The sequence below is a fragment of the Sphingomonas sp. PAMC 26621 genome, assembly GCF_000251145.1.
In the GTDB taxonomy this organism is placed as follows: Bacteria; Pseudomonadota; Alphaproteobacteria; order Sphingomonadales; family Sphingomonadaceae; genus Sphingomonas.
This window is the reverse complement of the sequence record NZ_AIDW01000052.1, coordinates 59,104-76,170: the sequence shown is the minus strand read 5'-3', so window position 1 is coordinate 76,170 and position 17,067 is coordinate 59,104. Positions and strand designations below refer to the sequence as shown.

Here is a 17,067-nt window from a genome sequence, read left to right as displayed (position 1 = left end):
ACCTGACCGGATTATCCGGTCCGACATAATCATCCACCGCCTCGGGCAGCAACAGGAGCTGCGAGCGGTCCGTTCCAGACAGATGCGCCATGCCAAAAATATACCATGCGCAGCGATCCGCGGGAATCCTCAGACCGGGTTTTCACACAGTCTGCACAAGTTTTGCATCAGCTGAAAAACGAGGGGAAGCGGTGCGTTTCGCGATGCACAATCCAGATGCATGGGAACACAGCGTTGGTTTCTCGGTTTTATTCTAGCTTGCAGCGTCCCGCCCGTCCGGGGGGGGGCGGCGGTGAAAGCTCGCAGTGCCCTGCCGGTGGACGACCGGCAGGGCATTTAAGATTATGAAACCGGGAACTGATTTTTACGTACTTGGTTCTTACAACAGACCGGCTAGGTTTCCCCCCTACCTAGCTAGTTTTTAAAGCGCCCCGCTGCCCCCCCGCAGCGGGGCATTTTTTTATCTATCTGGTGTAGCGGGCTATTTCCTAAGTCTCGTTCTGATTCCACAATCAACCAGGCCTGCGAGAGAGTCGCGATATCGTCGCTTGATTGACCCCAAGTAGAGTGGCGACGGTGCGCTGCGTGTCGCCGGCTAAAAGCCGCTGTAGGGCCTCGGACTGCTGGTGAGGGGTCAGAGCAGCACGTCGGCCGAACTTCACGCCCCGTGCCTTGGCCTGGACTCTGCCGGCAGCGGTGCGCTCGGTAATACGATGACGCTCGTAGCTGGCTGCGACCCCCAACACGGCAATGATGACATCGGCGAACTGTGAGGTGGTATCCACCATCGGCTCCGCGATCGAGCGAAAGCCGGCTCCAGCCTCCTTCACCGCATGGAGGATGTTCAACAGGTCGCGCGTGTTGCGGGCGAGACGATCGGTGACGTCACCATCAGCACGTCCCGCATCGAGCGCGCGATCGCGCGCTTAAGCTGAGGCCGCTCGGCGGTCCCGCCACTGATCTTCTCGCGATAGACCTTCGTGCAACCGGCCGCGTCGAGCTGGGCGAGCTGCTGCGCCAGGTCCTGGCCGTTGGATGAGACACGCGCATAGCCGTAAATCATGCGCCGATTGTGCATCGGATTTATGCATCATGGAAGTGTCGGGTTTTGGGCGCTTTTCCATTTGATGCAAAACTTGTGATTTGTGCATCAGAACGGCGCTAAGTGGCAGTTAGGCGACTGGGCGCTTTCGCGTAAAAGGCTTTAGACTTCCGCCGTGAGTAAGGGTATTTTCATGTTTCTTGCAGGAATTGCGGCCGCTCTTGTCCTATCGGTACCTAGCGCAAAAGCCGCGCCGACGTCGCCAGTAGTTTGCTCACTTTTACAGACCGCCTATTCGGCTTTCGAGCGCGATGGTCGGGTCATATACCCTCCGATCATTAAAGCGGCTCCGTACGAAATGTCGGACATGAGTAAAATCGTCGCAAGCTACCGAGAAGCAATGAAGCTAACCGATGGTGAGTTCGAAGAATTGAGGATGATGCAAAGTATTTCACCACATGGCCCCTTCGTTCCTTCTTGTGCTTGGAAGGGGCAGGCGGAAGTGGCAGAATTGGGGGGTGGGAACTGGGGGGCGTTCTCACACCCCGTAATATCTTTGGACGGCCATCTTGCGCTTGTCGAAGTATCTTCGGGCAATAGCTTTTCTGCTCGTGCCCTCCTTTGTATCATGCGGCTTAATTTAGAGACATGGTCCGCCCGCTGCTTGACCTCGTGGAGCGTCAGATAGCTAGGAATCGACTTGTTGCCCCATCGTGGCCATCGGCATACTCACCTAACCTGATGCAAAACTTTTGATTTTTGCATCAGCGGATGACAGGAATCCCAATATTAACGGCGCAATCGATCCGGCTCCTCTCCTCGTCGTGCCATCTGCGTAGCAATGACGCCGACATGATCACTAGGCTCAGCAACAATACCTCGAGCTTTGTTAGACCGATGGTCTACCCGCTCAGCATGGCCGCCTTCCTCAAGCATCTGGTTGAGAATATCAGCCCAAAGAGTCCGCATCTCGACCAGCTTTTTGCGCGTGTTCCATTCGCGTCCTTTGTTTTGGAACCTGCCGTTTTCCCAAGGGCGCATTGCCATCATCATATAGCCATGATGCCGCGTTCTTGACTCATCCGTCGCGGCTTTGATCAGCGTCACATCGACCGGGTACCCAGAACCCGTAATAACGGACGCAAAGCGCTTCATAGCGCCGATACGCTCGGCGGTGAGCAGCTCATCTGGCAGGGCCACGTCATACTGGCGGGCGAGCTGGGCATCAGCCCGCTTCTCAATAACCTCAATCGCGTTCCACAACCAGCCACGATCAAGATACTCCTCTGGGGCATCCTTAGGGAGCATGACCGTTGAGAACTCGACCAGTCTCTTACCGGTAAACCTGGACCACTGCCCTATCCGCTCGTCGTAGAGGAGGCTGCTGCTCTGCCAAGCAGCGGCTGCCACCACACTGCGCCCAGCTGAGCGCCCGATGATTTTCGTGCTAAAATGATAGATCGCTATCACCATTCTCTCGCCGCAACACCCGGGTTGACCTAACCTCCTGCGCTAATTTCAGGCGGCATCCTGCAACAGGCGTACCGATGGCTGCACATGCTGGCGTGCACACCAAAGATCGTGGTTGGCCTGCATAGCCAACCATGCTCGCGCGCTGCTTACCCCTGCCTGTTCGAGCCGTAGGGCTAGGTCGGGGCTGATGCCGGCCTTGCCGTTCAAAACGCGTGACAGAGCCACGCGCGACATGGCGAGGCGGCTGGCAGCTTCGGTGACCGAGAGGTTTAATGCCGCAATGACTTCTTCGCGGAGCAGTTCACCGGGATGGGGAGGGTTATGCATCATCATCATGGCCTCAATGATAGTCCTGGTAATCGACCAGCTCGGCATCTGCCCCCACGAAGCGGAAGGTGACGCGCCAGTTGCCGTTGACCCAAACCGACCAATGGCCCTTCAACTCGCCCTTTAGTGGGTGGAGCTTGAACGACGGCACATTCATGTCGTCCGGGCCTGCTGCGACATCCAACAGGCCAAGGATATTCCGCAGCTTCTTCACGTGCGCTGCCTGAACGCCGCGCGTCGTACCCGTGCTGTAGAAGGCTTCGAGTCCTTTGTGCCGAAATCCGATTATCACGGCTCTTTGTATCGTGTGTCGATACGCGATACAAGCATTCTAGATCAGGTTGAGGCTAGCAATGCCCTGCCCGCCGGCGTCCAGGTGCCCCCTCGCCCTGAAGGCTCGACCAAACCGTACTTGGCGAGCAGTTCAACGGCTTCCTCCCCCTCGCTCAAACACAGATGGTCAAGCGTATCCGTGCCCTCGCTGAGATATTGTTCGCACAGCCGTTCCACCCGCTGCCTTAGCCGCTGCGCCCGTCGCCACAGTCCATCCGCCACCTTGTCCCACGCCTTCTTGACCGTGTCGTAGGAGCCTGTTTAAAAGCCATAAGAAGGCCCTTGGCTTTCGTAATCCAGTTGCCGCACGGGTTTTTAGGGCAATCGGTTTATGAAAGGCCGAAAGCCGCACGCTCACGTCATCGTTGTAATTACCTACAGAACCGAGGGTTTCTCAAAGTAGATATCGCAAATCAGGCACTTGCGTCTAAGCGTGAATCCATGTTCTAGTAATTCACGGGAGCCTGATTAGATGTAATTAGAGAACGTTAATACGCGGTTTACGGTCCCGACATAGGAATAAGTAATGGAGGAATAAAACTCTCCAGAATCTTGCGTAAGCAAAGCTTCCTTTCTAACCGTCCGTCATTAAATAAGTGGAAGTTCTGCCTTCCACTTCACCAAGGCATTTCCAGCGGCAGGGGATCTAACCCGCATCCTGTTGCCGGGGATCGCTGTAGCGATACGTCTACCAATGCTGTCGCGCTTGCATGACGGTCATTTCAAACGGACGCGAGGGAGCAGAACGTCCGCTTCCCACCCATCCTGCCTAGATACGGCCGTTCCGCTTCTCACCAATTCAGCTCTTGAGCCACACCCGGTTCCCCGGCACATGCCTGTGCCAAGCGTCGCAGGAACTCGTCACGGCCATATTCGAGCACGATCGCTTCCGTGATGACGGCGCCTAGCTTCGTCATACGCTGCCCGAGCCAGGCGGGCACACGCCCGCCATGCAGGGGCATGTCGGCGCTGCCGGCGCGGCGCTCCATCAGACGGTGCCCGCCATCTACGGCGCTTCACCGAACAAAGGCAGAAGCGACTCCGCGACGACGGATCGGTCGAAGTTCGAGACTGTGACTCCGACCAGCCGAATGCCCTTCTCTGTCGGCAATACCGACCGGACCAGACGAAGGCTCGTGTCGCGCAGCCCGGTTTGGGTTTTGACAGCGGTCGGACGTGTCCGACTGCGCGTGATCATCTGGAAGTCCGCGTATTTGATCTTGACCGTGACGGTGCGACCGAAGGCCCCTGCCCTCGCGCACCACTGCCAGACGTCGTCCGCCTGACCAAGCACGCCTGCCTCGATCTCGGCGGCCGCCGTCAGGTCCCGATCGAAGGTTATCTCCGAGCCCGATGATTTCCGCTGGCGGTTCGGATTGACCGGCCGATCATCGATCCCGCGTGCGATCCGGAAATACCAGTCGGCCGAGTTGCCGAAATGCTCCTGCAGGAAGGCAAGTGGCTTGGCGCGCAGATCGGATCCGGTCTCGATCCCGAGGCGCTGCATCTTTGCCGCCGTGACCGGCCCCACACCGTGGAAGCGCGCCACCGGCAAGGTCTGGACCCAATCGGCACCCATGTCCGGCGTCACCGCGAATTGTCCGTTCGGCTTGCGATGATCCGAAGCGAGCTTGGCGAGGAATTTGTTGAAGGAGATGCCGGCGGAGGCCGTCAGGCCGGTTTCCTCGAGAATTCGCGCCCGGATCTCCTTCGCGGTCGACCAAGCGGTCGGCAGTCCGCGGCGATTGTCGGTCACGTCGAGATAGGCTTCGTCCAGCGAGAGCGGCTGAATGAGGTCGGAGAACTCGGCGAAGATAGCGTGGATCTGTCGCGAAACCGCCTTGTACACGTCAAAGCGTGGCGGCATGAACACGAGATCCGGACACCGTCGCGCCGCGGTAACCGAGGGGAGCGCCGAGCGCACTCCGAAGACACGAGCCTCATAACTTGCCGCGGCCACCACACCGCGCGCGGCCGCATGGCCGACCGCTACCGGACGACCGCGAAGCGATGGGTCATCTCGTTGCTCAACCGACGCGAAGAACGCGTCCATGTCGACGTGGATAATCTTCCTGATGCCTAGACTGTCCATTTTCCCACCTTACCGTTCTTCGAACAAAGTGGGAACGGATTACGGTTTGCCGCAGGAGCGATCTAAGGGAGCCGCACGCCGCCTCGTGGGCGGGTTCGCCCCTCCTGTCACGAGAGGCCGTTGATGCTACCGTGCCGGCATGAGCCTTGTACCGTCCCCTTTCGATTCGAGTGATTACGTCCAGCTTCTAGACGCATTGAAGGAGCGCATCCGGGGATCGCGTCTTCGGGCGGCGTTGGCGGTCAACGAAGAGCTGGTGCTGCTGTATTGGGGTGTCGGCCGCGATATCCTTGAGCGACAGGACAGCGCCGGATGGGGCGCCAAGATCGTCGATCGCCTCGCCGCGGACCTGAAGCGCGACTTCCCAGAGATGACGGGCTTCTCGCCGAGAAACCTCAAATATATGCGGGCGCTGGCGGAGGCGTTCCCCGATCGCGAAATCGTGCAACAGGTTATTGCACAATTGCCGTGGGGCCATGCGATCAGCCTGCTCGAGACGGTCAAGGATCCCGCCCAGCGTATCTGGTACGGCGAGCAAGCGCGGGAACACGGGTGGAGCCGCAAGGTTCTAGCCCATCAGATCGGCAGCGACCTCTTCGCGCGCCAAGGCAAGGCGATTACAAATTTCGCTCGTACCTTGCCCGCCCCGCAATCCGACCTCGCCCAAGCGTTGATCAAGGATCCCTACAGCTTCGATTTCCTTGGTTTGGGACCTGATATCTCGGAGCGCGAGTTAGAGCGCAGCCTGCTCGATCACCTGCGATCGCTGATCCTCGAATTAGGCAAAGGCTTCGCCTTTGTCGGCAACCAGTACCATCTTGAGGTAGGCGGGCAGGATTATTACCTAGACCTGCTCTTCTATCACCTGCAACTGCGCTGCTTCGTCGTCGTCGAGCTGAAGATCGAGGACTTCAAGCCAGAGTTCGCCGGCAAGATGAACTTCTATTTATCGGCGATCGACGATCTGCTGCGCCATGCCGATGATGCGCCGACAATCGGCATCATCCTATGCCAGGGCAAGAACGCTGTCGTGGTCGAATATGCGCTACGCGATTCCGCGAAACCGATGGGCGTTGCCGAATACAAGCTTTCCGGGGCCCTTCCGATCTCGCTGCAGGCGGCGCTACCGACCGCGGACGACCTGGCTCGCGAATTCCCGCTGATGTCGCTCGTAAGGCTCCGGATCGATATCGAGCGCGAGCTACGCTCACTAGCACAGGACGAGGGCATCACATCGGACCGCCCATTGCCGCTCAACGAACTCGTACAACAAAGCAAAGCCGTGCGATCCCTGCCGTCGGCTAGGGATTTTATGCGGATCGTCAGAAGCCTGCACAGCGCTGCGCACGGCGTGGATGTGGCACCCGACGAGGCTGAGCTTGCCAACGAGGCCGGGGCACGCTTCCTGGCGGAAATCAGGGACTATCGGGCAAACCGCTGATCATCCCCTATGTGAGCGCCGGGAATCATCGTCACCGGAAGGTGACCGGATCGAGGACCTCGACAGCCTGGCCTTTGAACACATGGAAGACCGGCGCGTCTTTGCTGAGTTCTTGACCAACCTGCCGCGTGTCGGGGCGGGTTTGAAGGCGGTGGATCCGTGACGCGTCACTGGACATGGCCACCGGTCGATCAGCGATCCTGCTCGACTTCGGCAGCTATCGATCGGTCGTTTGCGCGAGCCGGACGAACGTCGGCTAGTGACGGGCGATTACCTGCCTCCACACGGGTTGCCAGTTCTCGATGAAGTGCGACCAGCTCGGGCGAGGTGCAGTCCTCTGAAGTGGGTCCAGCTTGACGCTCGGCCAGCGCAAACAAGTCGAGCGCACCGGCGAGTTCGGGTTCAGCGTACAGAGCAGTGCTCTCACCGGCGCGCCATAGCTGCGCGAGTTCCTGCGAGCGAATGACGCAGGCGGCAGCGGAACGGTCGGCTGGGATGATGGTGGAGGGCGGTGTCGGCGGTGTGGCTCCCCTACCCGTGATTGTGGCTCGCGTGATGGCAGCAAGCCTGTAACGCAGCACGCGGGTCTCGCGCGTGTCTGTTGGTGACGGTTGGTATTGCTTCTTCAGTATCGCGATCAGCTCGGTCGTGCCTGCGGCTGTTGCCGCGTTACGCCAACGGACTAGGGCTCGCTCGCTCGACACCAGGTCGGCGGGCTGAGCGAGTAGGTACATTTCCAGGAGAGGATCGTCTTCCACATCGACGGGCAGAGATCCGCGATGTCCGCTGGCGGCCGCATAGCTGAAAGCGGCCAAGCTACTGACCTTTTTGAAGCCGGCTCGGCTCATCTTCCGATCCTCGACCTGGTTCGCGAGGATTTGCGTCAATGCTGGACCAAGGCGGGGCGGCTCGTCGCTATCCGCCCGAGTGTTCGCGATTGTTAGCTCCAAGAGCTTCTCTACGCCCGAAGCGAGAGGGCCGATCGCAGCTTCGATCGCGGCACGATCCGCGCCAGCGCTAGTAACGATCGCCTCCAGCACCGTCACGATCGTCGTTATTTCCTCGCGCGCTTCCCGGTGCCCATCGGCGAGGGCTGCCAACACCTTCACGACGCTCTCGTAGCCGGCGTCCGTCCGCTGACGATCGTCGACCACACGTCCGAGGATCGTCTCGAGGATAGAGAGGATATCGGCAACGGCAACCTGCCCGGCATCGATCGTGTCGATACGATCGAGGATCACGCGCTGCGTCTCCTCGATGCGGGAGTTGCTTTGGGCAAGTGCCGCGATCTGCCCCTGGAGGAGGGAAACCCCGTCGAACAGTGCGGCAAGAACCACGGTGCTCCCCTCTGTACTCATCGGCGCGGTCCGTCCTTATCGCGCGTTCGGTCACGGTCTTGCTCAGCCCGTTCGCGGTCCTGGACTCGGCGGAGGATTTCGTCAGCACGGTCCGTTTCGAGCGGCTCAACCGGCTTCCTGGCCTCGTCCATGAGCGCTCGCAGTCGTTCGGCTTCAGCATCGGGCGGCTCGGCCCCATTGGTCCGGTCGGTAAGCCCGTTCGCTTTCTCTATGAGCGCCTGGATCCGATCGGACACCTCTGTCCGACGATCTGGGTTGGGGCGGGTCGGTCGGCGTAGCGCGATGTCGGGTGCATCATCGCCTTGCACCGTTTTGGCGCGAAGGGCCTTCAGCCGTGCCAGCGTGCTGAGGGGCTCTGCCCCTTTAGGGTCATCGGCTCCGCGTTCGAGCGTTGGCGCGAAGGGATCTCGAACATGGCCCTTCTCTTCCGCCTCTCGCATCGCCCTAGCTGAATTGGCCTCGGGTGTCGGCAACGACGAGACGAACTTTCCAAGGCTCTGCGCGACCACCTGATCGGCAAAGGATGGGGATGCTGAGAGCTCCGCGATCAAGCGCATGTAGGTTGCCTGGACAGTATCACGGCGGCTTCGGAGGATGGCATCAACCGGGTCCGCAACGCCTCGATCACGAAGGCGCTGCGCGCGATCGGCACGGCTTACATCGATGCGCGGGACCTGCCCTTTATCCCGCATCTTCTGCACCGCGATATGTTCATGAGTCGGGTCAATTCCGCGGGCACGCGTCGGTGTCGCGTTCGCCTCGATGCCTCGGTCGCGCAGCTTCTCGGCGAACCGCTGACGCCAGCGGAAGAGATCGTCTTGGTCCGGATGGAAGCGCCGACCATCGAGATCCCGGCGCGCGATCGTGATGTGGACGTGCGGATGATCGCGATCGACATGGAGGCCGGCGACCCACGATCGGTTGGCGAACTCTTCCCTGGCGAAGTCGACGGCCGCAGCCTTCAGCTTCTCCGGATCGGTCCCTGTTGGCATCGATAGGATCATCGATATCGAGGTTGCTCCCTTGCGCCGAGCATCCCCATCCATCTCCCATTCGTGCCAGTCCTGCGCGAGAATCTGCATGTCGAGACCGTCGCGAAGAACCTCGCCGTCACTCGTCTCAAGCCCTAGTTCCTTCTCCGGTCCGTGCCCCAAGCGGCTGATATAAGCAAAGTTGGCAAGGACGTGACCACCGCCATGCTGGCGGCCGGTGATGCGGACCATCACCTCGGGCACGCGGCGCGACGTGCGGTCCATCGTCATCACGGCGCGGCCGCTCATCCGAGCCTGTGTGCCACCCCCGAAGGCATGTTTTGCCTGGCCACTCGGCCGCGATGCAGCTGCCGAAGAAGACGGTTTCGGGAACATCGAGGCGACCGCGATGCCGAGCATTGTGCCCCCGGCCTTGGGCGCCTTTGGCGATCCACCACCCGACCCAAGCCGGTACCTTTTGGGGGGCGCAAAGACCCCGGCCATGGAGTCCATCGTACCAGAAGAGAACCGGAAGCTCATCCTTCGCGACCCTCATGATTTGACGTCCAGTAACCAACCTCTGCACCTACAGAAGACGAAAACGAGCGGCGTGCCTCGAACAGCTTGGCCTTGAAGTCGCCGCACATCTCGATGAATGATCCGGCGATCCGCGCGATGTCGAGCGAGCTGCCCGGCATGTTGGCGGCGTTCATCGCGTGAACCGCTTGGTTGACGTTATCGCTCATCTTCATGACGAGCTTACGGGCTTTTCCGAGTTCGCTCGCGGTCGCAGGTGCGAGCCGAAGGACGGCCGCCTTGTCCCAGAGCTGCCAGCGGATCGTACGCTTGATCCACTCATTGCGCGATAGCCCCAAGCAGGCACCAACCGTTTCGATCCCCTCAATCTCGCTTCGATGAAGCCGGATGGTCACGCGGATCAGGTCGTCGGGATGGCCCCTCCCCTCAAGCGGCAAATTGGGAAGGTCGTCATTGGAGGGTGACACGACGGCACGAGCGATTGCGTTAGCGATCCAGCTACTGCGCGTCTGCCCATTCGAGGCTGCGATGCGATCGACCTCGGCGACCAGCTCATCCTTGAGGCGCAGCCCTACGTTCATCTTAAAAGCCCCGTGCAGCGGTGCCAGACAAACCAATGTTTAACATTGGTGCCGTTTGGCATATCCTGCCATACCTAATCTATCATCCTAATACCTCCAGTACCTCTCTCCCACAACCATCCCCAGCTCATTCGACGCGGAGGAGGTCGTGGGTTGGGGCATTCCCCTGCCTGAACCAACGGCATCGCGCTTGGTTAGCTTGGCTATCGTCGGCGCCGCGTTCTCTAAGGGTGGCGATCGGTTTAAAGGTGAACGAGCCCCGCCAGCTGGAACGGACTAGCAATCTCCGAGCGGTTTCGACATTGTGGACGTCCCATACCACCCTCCACAGCGGAGCCCGCAATGCCGAGAGCCTCCTTTAAATCGATCGACCTGTCGTCCATCGAGGCTCGCCGAGAAGCCCTTCAAGCCGAACTTGCCGCACTCGATGAACAGGCCAAGGCAGCAGAACTAGCCGCCCGAGATGCTGGCCGCCCCGTCCTCTTGGCTGCGCTCGACGCATCAAGATCGCGACGATGGCGAAGGCGGACGCAAAGGCCATCGCGTTGGCGATTGGACTTCATGGCGGCGAGGCTGTTGCGCAGCATTTGGCGTCACTCCCGAGCACCTGACGAAAACCCGCATACTTCCAGCACGCTGAGCATTCACTCAACGGGCCGAATAGTTTCGTCCCCAGCATACCGTTCCTGCGCCTCCTTGATACAGTCTGCTGTCCGACCGGAGCCACGAGCAGGCGCAAGCCAGCCCCCCCCGTTCCGAGTGTTCGGCCGGCCGTTCATGGGCGCGTTGGGGTATGGCGATCATCATGACTCCGGGTATTTCCAAGTTCATCGTTGGCATCAAAAACCACCGCCCGATCGGTGTCAGACAGATCGCAATCGTTCGGCACCAAGGCTACGCTTTGAAGCCTGGGATCGATGCACGGATCCGATTGACCAGTCCGACGTAATGGCTGGCTGAACAAGAGGCGCTCCTGATCATGCCGTCAGGGGCGCAGAGCAAGCTGAGCGGCGCCAGGTGCGTCGGCCGTTTAGAGTAAGCGATCTTGGTGCGGGTTCAGGAAGCCTGTGTTCCGATGATGTCCCTCGAAAACAGTTCGGGCATCTCGATGTGGCTCGCGACCGTCCCGCCATGTTGCCGGTTGTCCTGGTGACGAGCCAATGAATGCCTTCGCCCATGGACGTGGTTCATCGCCGCGATGCTATCGGCGCCCTCGCCACCTTCAGCACCAGTGGTAGCGAAAGGAACCTCGGAGCCGGGGGTAACAACACGCTCCCCCTTCCCCCGGCGGCCTCACCCGTTTGTGTCGGCGGGCGTGGCGCATCGTTTCGCGTTGCACGGTCAGTCCCCTCAGATCGCTTGCGGTTAGAACTCCATGCTGGATGCGCCGGGCAACCGCCCCGCCCTCCCCTGCCCTTGCCAGGCAAGCGTTGGCTTCCAACAGGTCCGGTCGCGATGCAGGCCCTCTCGCCGGGAGCCGCTCTGCTCATGGCAACGCCTCGCCGATCACGCTCTTACCCGTCGCCCTTCATATTACGCTGCTCTTCCGCTTCCAGAAGATCGAGCATGAGGCCAAAGACTTCGCCTTTCGCCATTCGGTGCCGGTAGGCATATTCGTCGAGGCGTTCACGATCGCCGTCGCGAAGTCGCAAATTGTAGTGATCCGGATATTGCGACGGCTGACGTGCCCGTTTCTTGGGAGCGACGGGCGCAGCAGCCTGCGTTGGCTTGTCCGATTGAAAGCCGAGCAGCTCCCCCCCGGCTTTGGCCTTGTCGCGGATCTCACGGGGCGGCGGTGCGATATAGTCGCTGTCGTCGAGCCCGAAGCTGGTCACGCCTGCGAGCTTCGCCGCAGGCTTTGCAGTCTTGTCGTTCATGCGTTCGACCTCGCTGTGTTCAACGCTTCAAGGACATCGTGCGCGAAGGCAGCGGCATTGACGCGTGCGCTTTCTATCGATGCGCTTGGCGTACCTTCCAGCTCTGCCAGCGTTCCCCCTTGAGCAAATAGGCTTCGATAGACGGTACGCTCAGCAATCGATGTTGGCAGGGTTGTGATCCCCGCCTCTTCGACGCCATCGGCGATCTGCTGCGAAACTCGCGATCGGATGCGCGAACTGGCCGGCGTACGCGTGAATACGCCGACGAAGGCAATGTCCCGTCGTGCGGCTGTCGAGGCGCGCCGAATGCTCTGGAAAGCACGGGCAGCCTGGTCACTATCGAGGACCGATCCCTGCATCGGCACGATCGCCAAATGGGTCATCAAGAGCGCGTTGGTCACACGCGCAGAGGCCCTGCCCTCAAGGTCGACTATGACGAACCTCGCACGCTTTTGCGCCTCGTCGATAGTGTCGATGATGGCGTCTTCGTCGACCTCCTGGACGACCTCAATGTTCTCCGGCTTGCCCGGCAAGCCTGCCCATTTGACGAGCGGAAAGTTCGGATCGGCGTCGACGATTACGACCGACGCACCGCCGTCCGAGAGCTCAAGCGCAAGGAGCAAGGCAGCGGTTGTCTTTCCAACCCCTCCCTTGGGTGAGAGCAAGGTTATAACCGGCATCGGACCCCCTAGTCGTTGTGTTAACGGTATTACCGACTGCGGCGCTGGCCAATTATCGGTAATACAACGAGAGGCTGCTATCATACCGGTAATCGTTATAATAGCGGTAATCTGGGCAGTGTGGATATTCTCGGCAGTGCCGGTAATGACAACATTGCAGGTGTTCGCGGTGCTCTCTGCAATCGTGGCACCACTTGTAGTCCGGGAATTACCCGTAATTCGCCCCCTACCCGCATTCGGTGTATTACCGCTATCGATGCTCGCCCCCCATGCTCAAGGTCGGAGCACCGTACTTCGTCCAACGGCTTGGTCTGATGAACCTCCGGTGCCGCGACCACCCGCAGTGAACAGTTGCGGAGAAGAACTATTTCAATCGAGGCTACCTGTAGCACCGGTAATCGGGCAATTGCCGGTAGGTGTCGTAATACACGTAATAGCTTTCAGAGCTGTTGGTTGTGGGTCACGACTGAGAAATCGCCAGCGCACAACCTCACCGGATTTTTGATGTAAAAAGGCGCAGCGAGTGGCGGAGGACGACACGACTCGTTAGCCATTTTCTGCATTATCGATAATAGCCGTAGTACCTGTGCTTATGGGATTACAGGAAGTCTCGGTATTATCGGTAACCTTATCGACATTAGCTTGCGTTCGCTGCGCCCTAGCGGATGGTTTTGGGGCTGTATCGCCGGTGGTGGTGTTTGACTGAGGATATTGGAAGGAACCTCAGCCATCGCTGTCTGTATCACGGGCAATCGCTGCAATGCGTGCATTCGCCCGATTATTTATATTCGCGGGTATTACCGCTAATACCTACCGCCTCGGTGACCAGGCGTATCCTGACGCAGCCTGACGCTACGCACTAACCCTCGGGCCGCTCAGTCGATAGCGGACAGTACCGACCAGCGGGAGGAGGGGAGGGAGCTACGTTGCTCGTCCACATCCTGGGGGCTGACCGGCAATGCTTGTAGTCCGTGCATTGCCGGTATTCGCTGTAATCTCTTCAACGCCGTCATGGGATTTGCGCCCTCAACGCGCCAGCAACCGCCTGCAGCGTCCGTCAAGACTTCACCCTTACGAAGGACCGAAGGTTTGGGCCTGAAGTACCCGTGGCGGCCTATTCGTACATTAGCTATAATTCATGTATTTACCGCAATACCGGTGCTAGCTGTATTACTGCTAACCGGTACATTTGGAACTGGCGCTCAACGCCCGGCAGAATGCCTTCCAACCTGCAGCACCAGGGGTCATTATATCAGCAGCGTGGACGTCCGGCCGCGACGAGGAGATCCTCTGCCTTCCAGAAACGCGCACCGTTGATGCTAGATGGATGACCGGACTGCTAGCCAGCCGTTCCAGATGCACCTGGCCATGACCTCGTGTTTGTACCGCTTGGAATCGACGACGAGCCAAACCGATCAATATCGAACAACGGATAGGGCGAAAGGATCATATTCGTTGACGACGACGAGCGTGCTGTCGTGATCTTCGGCGGTGATGACGCTGTACCCCGTGCCCACGGCGATGACCATGGTTGCCACCATCAGGGTCCGTGCGAGGCTCATGGCGTTTTTGCGGGCGATCCAGATATCGTTGAACATGTCCGAGGCTCCTGTGAAGCCGGCGGGGTTCATCCCCGCTCGACAGGCGCCCGACAGGGACGGGGAGGGGCCGCGATCACTTTTTTCGCGTGCGAAAAAAGCCGTAGCGAAGCGCCCGGACCCCTTGCGGGTTGATCGTATAAGGCCCCGAGCCGTCCCAAGGATTGCGCCTCAAAGAGCGGGGTGAAGCTCGCTGGCCGGAGCGTCGCGGCGCAGCGCTGGGTCGCCAGTGACGCACCCCCTCGCTAAGGGACGGCGGCCGCCTACCTCGCGTATCCGCACTCTGCGTCCTCTGATCGATCGAATAGTTCGCTCGCGCGCAAAGAGTGCCTGCCTGGTCTCGGGCGGGAACACGTTGCCGCTTTTCGAAAATGCGTTTCCTGTGCGCGGCGCGCGCCCGTCAGTTGATCGTTACCCGAATGGGCCGAGACCCGAAGGGACTCGGTGGAGCGCCAGCGGAATAGAGCGACGGTCCCGGCGCAGCCGGAGACGCCCCACGCCCTGTTGGAAACCGATCGCTAAATCATGGGTTTGACCCTGATGGATGTATCGACTGCCCCTTACGCTCTGGTCGTCGACGACGATCCCCTGATCCTCATGGATGCGCGCGACATTCTGGAAGAGGCAGGATTTCGGTGCCATGACAGAGACACGGGGGCGGAGGCGATCGAGCTTCTCGAGACTCATGCCGAGGGCGTTGTCCTGGTATTCTCCGATGTGGAGATGCCGGGCGATGTGGACGGTTTCGCGCTCGCCAGACATGTCTGTGAGCATTGGCCGTGGATCGAGATCGTGATCGCAAGCGGGCGCATTAAGCCACAGCCAGGTGACATGCCGGACAAGCCGACCTTCATCGGCAAACCGTTCAACCAGCGCTTCGTCCACGATCATCTGAGCGAGAAGCTGCCTGAAGAGAAGAAGCCGGAGCCGCTCAAGCACGCGGTCTGACGCAAAGCGGCAACGTAGCAAGGCGAACCTCGTCCGCGAAGCGGACGTCTTCGAGCTGAGCGGCGAACACGAAGAGAGGCCCGGAGCCGTAGCTCCGGGCCGTTCCCGCCCCGGTTCAGAAGGGGACGTCGTCGTCATCCAGACCGCCGTGATCCTGCGTGTGGCCTTGGCTCTGGCGACCCCGGCTGAGGAAGGTCACTTCGTCGGCGATGATCTCGACGCCGTAGCGCTCGATGTTCTCGCTGTCCGTCCAGCGGGTGTAGTGGATGCGACCCCGGACCATGACCTTCTGGCCCTTCTCGACATACTGGGCGACGGTCTTGCCGACGCCGTTGAAGCAGGTGATCCGGTGCCATTCGGTGTCCTCAACCCGGCGACCGCTGTCGTCCTTCATGATCTTGCCCTCGCTGTCGCGCTTGGGGCGCGAGGTGGCGAGGCTGAACTGGGTGATCTTGGTGCCGCCCTGGGTGGAGCGGGTCTCGGGCGTGGCGCCGACGTTGCCGGCGAGGATGACGAGGTTCTGCATTTCGAGGTTCCTTTTTTGCTTCGCCGGGGGTTCGTCCCCTCGACTGAACACCAAAAAAGACGGCCAGGACGGCCTCTCCACCGGAGCGCAAAGACGCGGAGGGGAACCCCGATCAGAGGGGTGGTGCGGGCAGCCGCGTAAGCGGCAACTCGGCCCGAAGGACCGCGGGTTGGGGAGGGTGGACGGCCGGCTTAGGTCGTTCAGGAAAGAGAGGGGATGAACCTTTCGGCGACGCAAACGCCAAGGATCCGAAGAGCAGGACACCCTTGTCGCTATCCTCGTCCGGCATTGCCATTCCGCCTGATCCCTCGACTGAGGGCGGCTTAGATTGCCGTGTCGTCATGTCCTTCCGTTGGGCACGCGAGGCTTCATGGAGGATGACAGCACCCCTTACGAGAACGACGCACCGGCCTTCCTGCTTGCGGCGCGCGCGCCGTGCCCGATGTCGATCGGCCGACAGGTTGGTCGCACGCGATCCGCGCCGCTGGACGGCCAGGACAGAGTGCAGCCGTCGTGATGGCGTTTTGAGGCTTCCACACGGGCGCGAGCTGAGGCACCGCTGCGATCGCTATGCGATGACGCGCTCCCCCTGATGGGGCGGACAGGCGGAGCCGTCTCCCGCGCCTTTTCACCAGAGGACCGATCCGCGTCTCAGATCCGTGGAGCGTGTCGCGCCCGAGACCCAGCAGCGTTTGGCGATTCCTAGCTGCGACGATGAGCGTGCCGACGTCGGCGCGTAACCATACCCGCTCAAGGCCATGAAGGTCGCCGATCGGTGATGACCGTCGCCTACAAGCGCATGACGACGTGCGCGAACGCGGCCGCGTTTGCGCACGTCGGCTCGAACCAACGTAGAGGGGCAGGGGAGGGATTGGTTACGCCGACTTTCGGACGGGTATTTCAGACAGAACGAGAAGAGCGAAACCCGTTCATCTGGTTGTCATGTCCGAAACCGATCTGTTTCGGACAGAGCGTGGATTTCTACGCTCGCCGGCGAACAGAAGGGTACACACCCGGGCAGACTGGTGTTCCATATTCTCGGGTCGCTCGCGAAAATGTAGCGCGAGTTGATACGCGAACAAACGATGGCCGGGCTGACGGCGCGTGGGAAGGCTGGCAAGGGCGGGGCCGCAAATCTGTGCTTACACTCCGAAGAGGGACATAGCCGTCAAGTTACTCGCTGCCGGCGATTGATCAAAAACGTGGCGAAAACAATCGGCATCTCGTTCTCGACGTTCTACCGGCATTTCTAAGCCAGTGGTAGGAGCTAGGCGCATGCGAAA

15 protein-coding genes and 1 pseudogene are annotated in these 17,067 nt (G+C 60.2%); 2 read left to right on the top strand and 14 right to left on the bottom strand.

Annotation, left to right across the window (positions count from 1 at the left end):
- Positions 1–512: 512 nt before the first annotated feature.
- The 6 genes and pseudogenes from RI03_RS20690 to dinB all read right to left on the bottom strand — a co-directional run bounded on the left by RI03_RS20690 (position 513) and on the right by dinB (position 5,267).
- Positions 513–1,063: pseudogene (locus RI03_RS20690) on the bottom strand (recombinase family protein).
- A gap of 768 nt (positions 1,064–1,831) precedes the next feature.
- On the bottom strand, positions 1,832–2,515 hold the full coding sequence (locus RI03_RS20685; RefSeq protein ID WP_010219664.1) for a MobA/MobL family protein: 684 nt from the start codon (positions 2,513–2,515) through the stop codon (positions 1,832–1,834).
- A gap of 45 nt (positions 2,516–2,560) precedes the next feature.
- The gene (locus RI03_RS20680) at positions 2,561–2,851 is read right to left on the bottom strand and encodes a HigA family addiction module antitoxin (RefSeq protein WP_010219663.1); all 291 of its coding nucleotides are present in this window, start codon (positions 2,849–2,851) and stop codon (positions 2,561–2,563) included.
- A 4-nt stretch (positions 2,852–2,855) separates the two neighbouring features.
- Positions 2,856–3,134, bottom strand: coding sequence for a type II toxin-antitoxin system RelE/ParE family toxin (locus tag RI03_RS20675; protein ID WP_010219661.1), 279 nt, complete (start codon positions 3,132–3,134; stop codon positions 2,856–2,858).
- Between the two features lie 832 nt (positions 3,135–3,966).
- Complete coding sequence (locus tag RI03_RS20670) at positions 3,967–4,164, bottom strand: DUF763 domain-containing protein (RefSeq protein ID WP_010219659.1); 198 nt, start codon at positions 4,162–4,164, stop codon at positions 3,967–3,969.
- A gap of 17 nt (positions 4,165–4,181) precedes the next feature.
- Complete coding sequence (dinB, locus tag RI03_RS20665) at positions 4,182–5,267, bottom strand: DNA polymerase IV (protein WP_026046933.1); 1,086 nt, start codon at positions 5,265–5,267, stop codon at positions 4,182–4,184.
- A gap of 139 nt (positions 5,268–5,406) precedes the next feature.
- Between dinB and RI03_RS20660 the strand changes: the two genes are divergently transcribed.
- Complete coding sequence (locus tag RI03_RS20660) at positions 5,407–6,708, top strand: PDDEXK nuclease domain-containing protein (RefSeq protein WP_026046932.1); 1,302 nt, start codon at positions 5,407–5,409, stop codon at positions 6,706–6,708.
- A gap of 31 nt (positions 6,709–6,739) precedes the next feature.
- Here the strand turns inward: RI03_RS20660 and RI03_RS24230 are convergent, their stop codons facing one another.
- From RI03_RS24230 to RI03_RS20630, 7 genes are all read right to left on the bottom strand, one after another.
- Entirely contained in the window at positions 6,740–6,886 is a 147-nt protein-coding gene (locus RI03_RS24230) for a hypothetical protein (protein ID WP_170318437.1), read from the bottom strand.
- 13 nt (positions 6,887–6,899) lie between these two features.
- Entirely contained in the window at positions 6,900–8,045 is a 1,146-nt protein-coding gene (locus tag RI03_RS20655; protein ID WP_138995781.1) for a hypothetical protein, read from the bottom strand.
- Positions 8,046–8,062: 17 nt separating this feature from the next.
- The gene (locus RI03_RS20650; RefSeq protein ID WP_238542482.1) at positions 8,063–9,457 is read right to left on the bottom strand and encodes a relaxase/mobilization nuclease domain-containing protein; all 1,395 of its coding nucleotides are present in this window, start codon (positions 9,455–9,457) and stop codon (positions 8,063–8,065) included.
- A 116-nt stretch (positions 9,458–9,573) separates the two neighbouring features.
- Positions 9,574–10,155: a hypothetical protein gene (locus RI03_RS20645; protein WP_010219652.1), complete on the bottom strand. Its 582-nt coding sequence runs from the start codon at positions 10,153–10,155 to the stop codon at positions 9,574–9,576.
- A 1,514-nt stretch (positions 10,156–11,669) separates the two neighbouring features.
- Positions 11,670–11,990 carry a hypothetical protein gene (locus RI03_RS20640; protein ID WP_037515882.1) on the bottom strand — a complete coding sequence of 107 codons (321 nt, stop codon included), beginning with the start codon at positions 11,988–11,990 and terminating at the stop codon, positions 11,670–11,672.
- A 38-nt stretch (positions 11,991–12,028) separates the two neighbouring features.
- Positions 12,029–12,712 carry a ParA family protein gene (locus tag RI03_RS20635; protein ID WP_010219650.1) on the bottom strand — a complete coding sequence of 228 codons (684 nt, stop codon included), beginning with the start codon at positions 12,710–12,712 and terminating at the stop codon, positions 12,029–12,031.
- 1,415 nt (positions 12,713–14,127) lie between these two features.
- Positions 14,128–14,310 (bottom strand): hypothetical protein, encoded by a 183-nt coding sequence (locus RI03_RS20630; RefSeq protein ID WP_010219649.1) that lies wholly within the window; start codon positions 14,308–14,310, stop codon positions 14,128–14,130.
- Positions 14,311–14,835: 525 nt separating this feature from the next.
- Here RI03_RS20630 and RI03_RS20625 point away from each other — a divergent pair.
- Positions 14,836–15,258, top strand: a complete 423-nt coding sequence (locus tag RI03_RS20625; RefSeq protein ID WP_010219648.1) for a response regulator — start codon at positions 14,836–14,838, stop codon at positions 15,256–15,258.
- Between the two features lie 115 nt (positions 15,259–15,373).
- Here RI03_RS20625 and RI03_RS20620 read toward each other — a convergent pair whose 3' ends face one another.
- Positions 15,374–15,784, bottom strand: coding sequence for a single-stranded DNA-binding protein (locus tag RI03_RS20620; protein WP_010219646.1), 411 nt, complete (start codon positions 15,782–15,784; stop codon positions 15,374–15,376).
- Between the last annotated feature and the right edge of the window lie 1,283 nt (positions 15,785–17,067).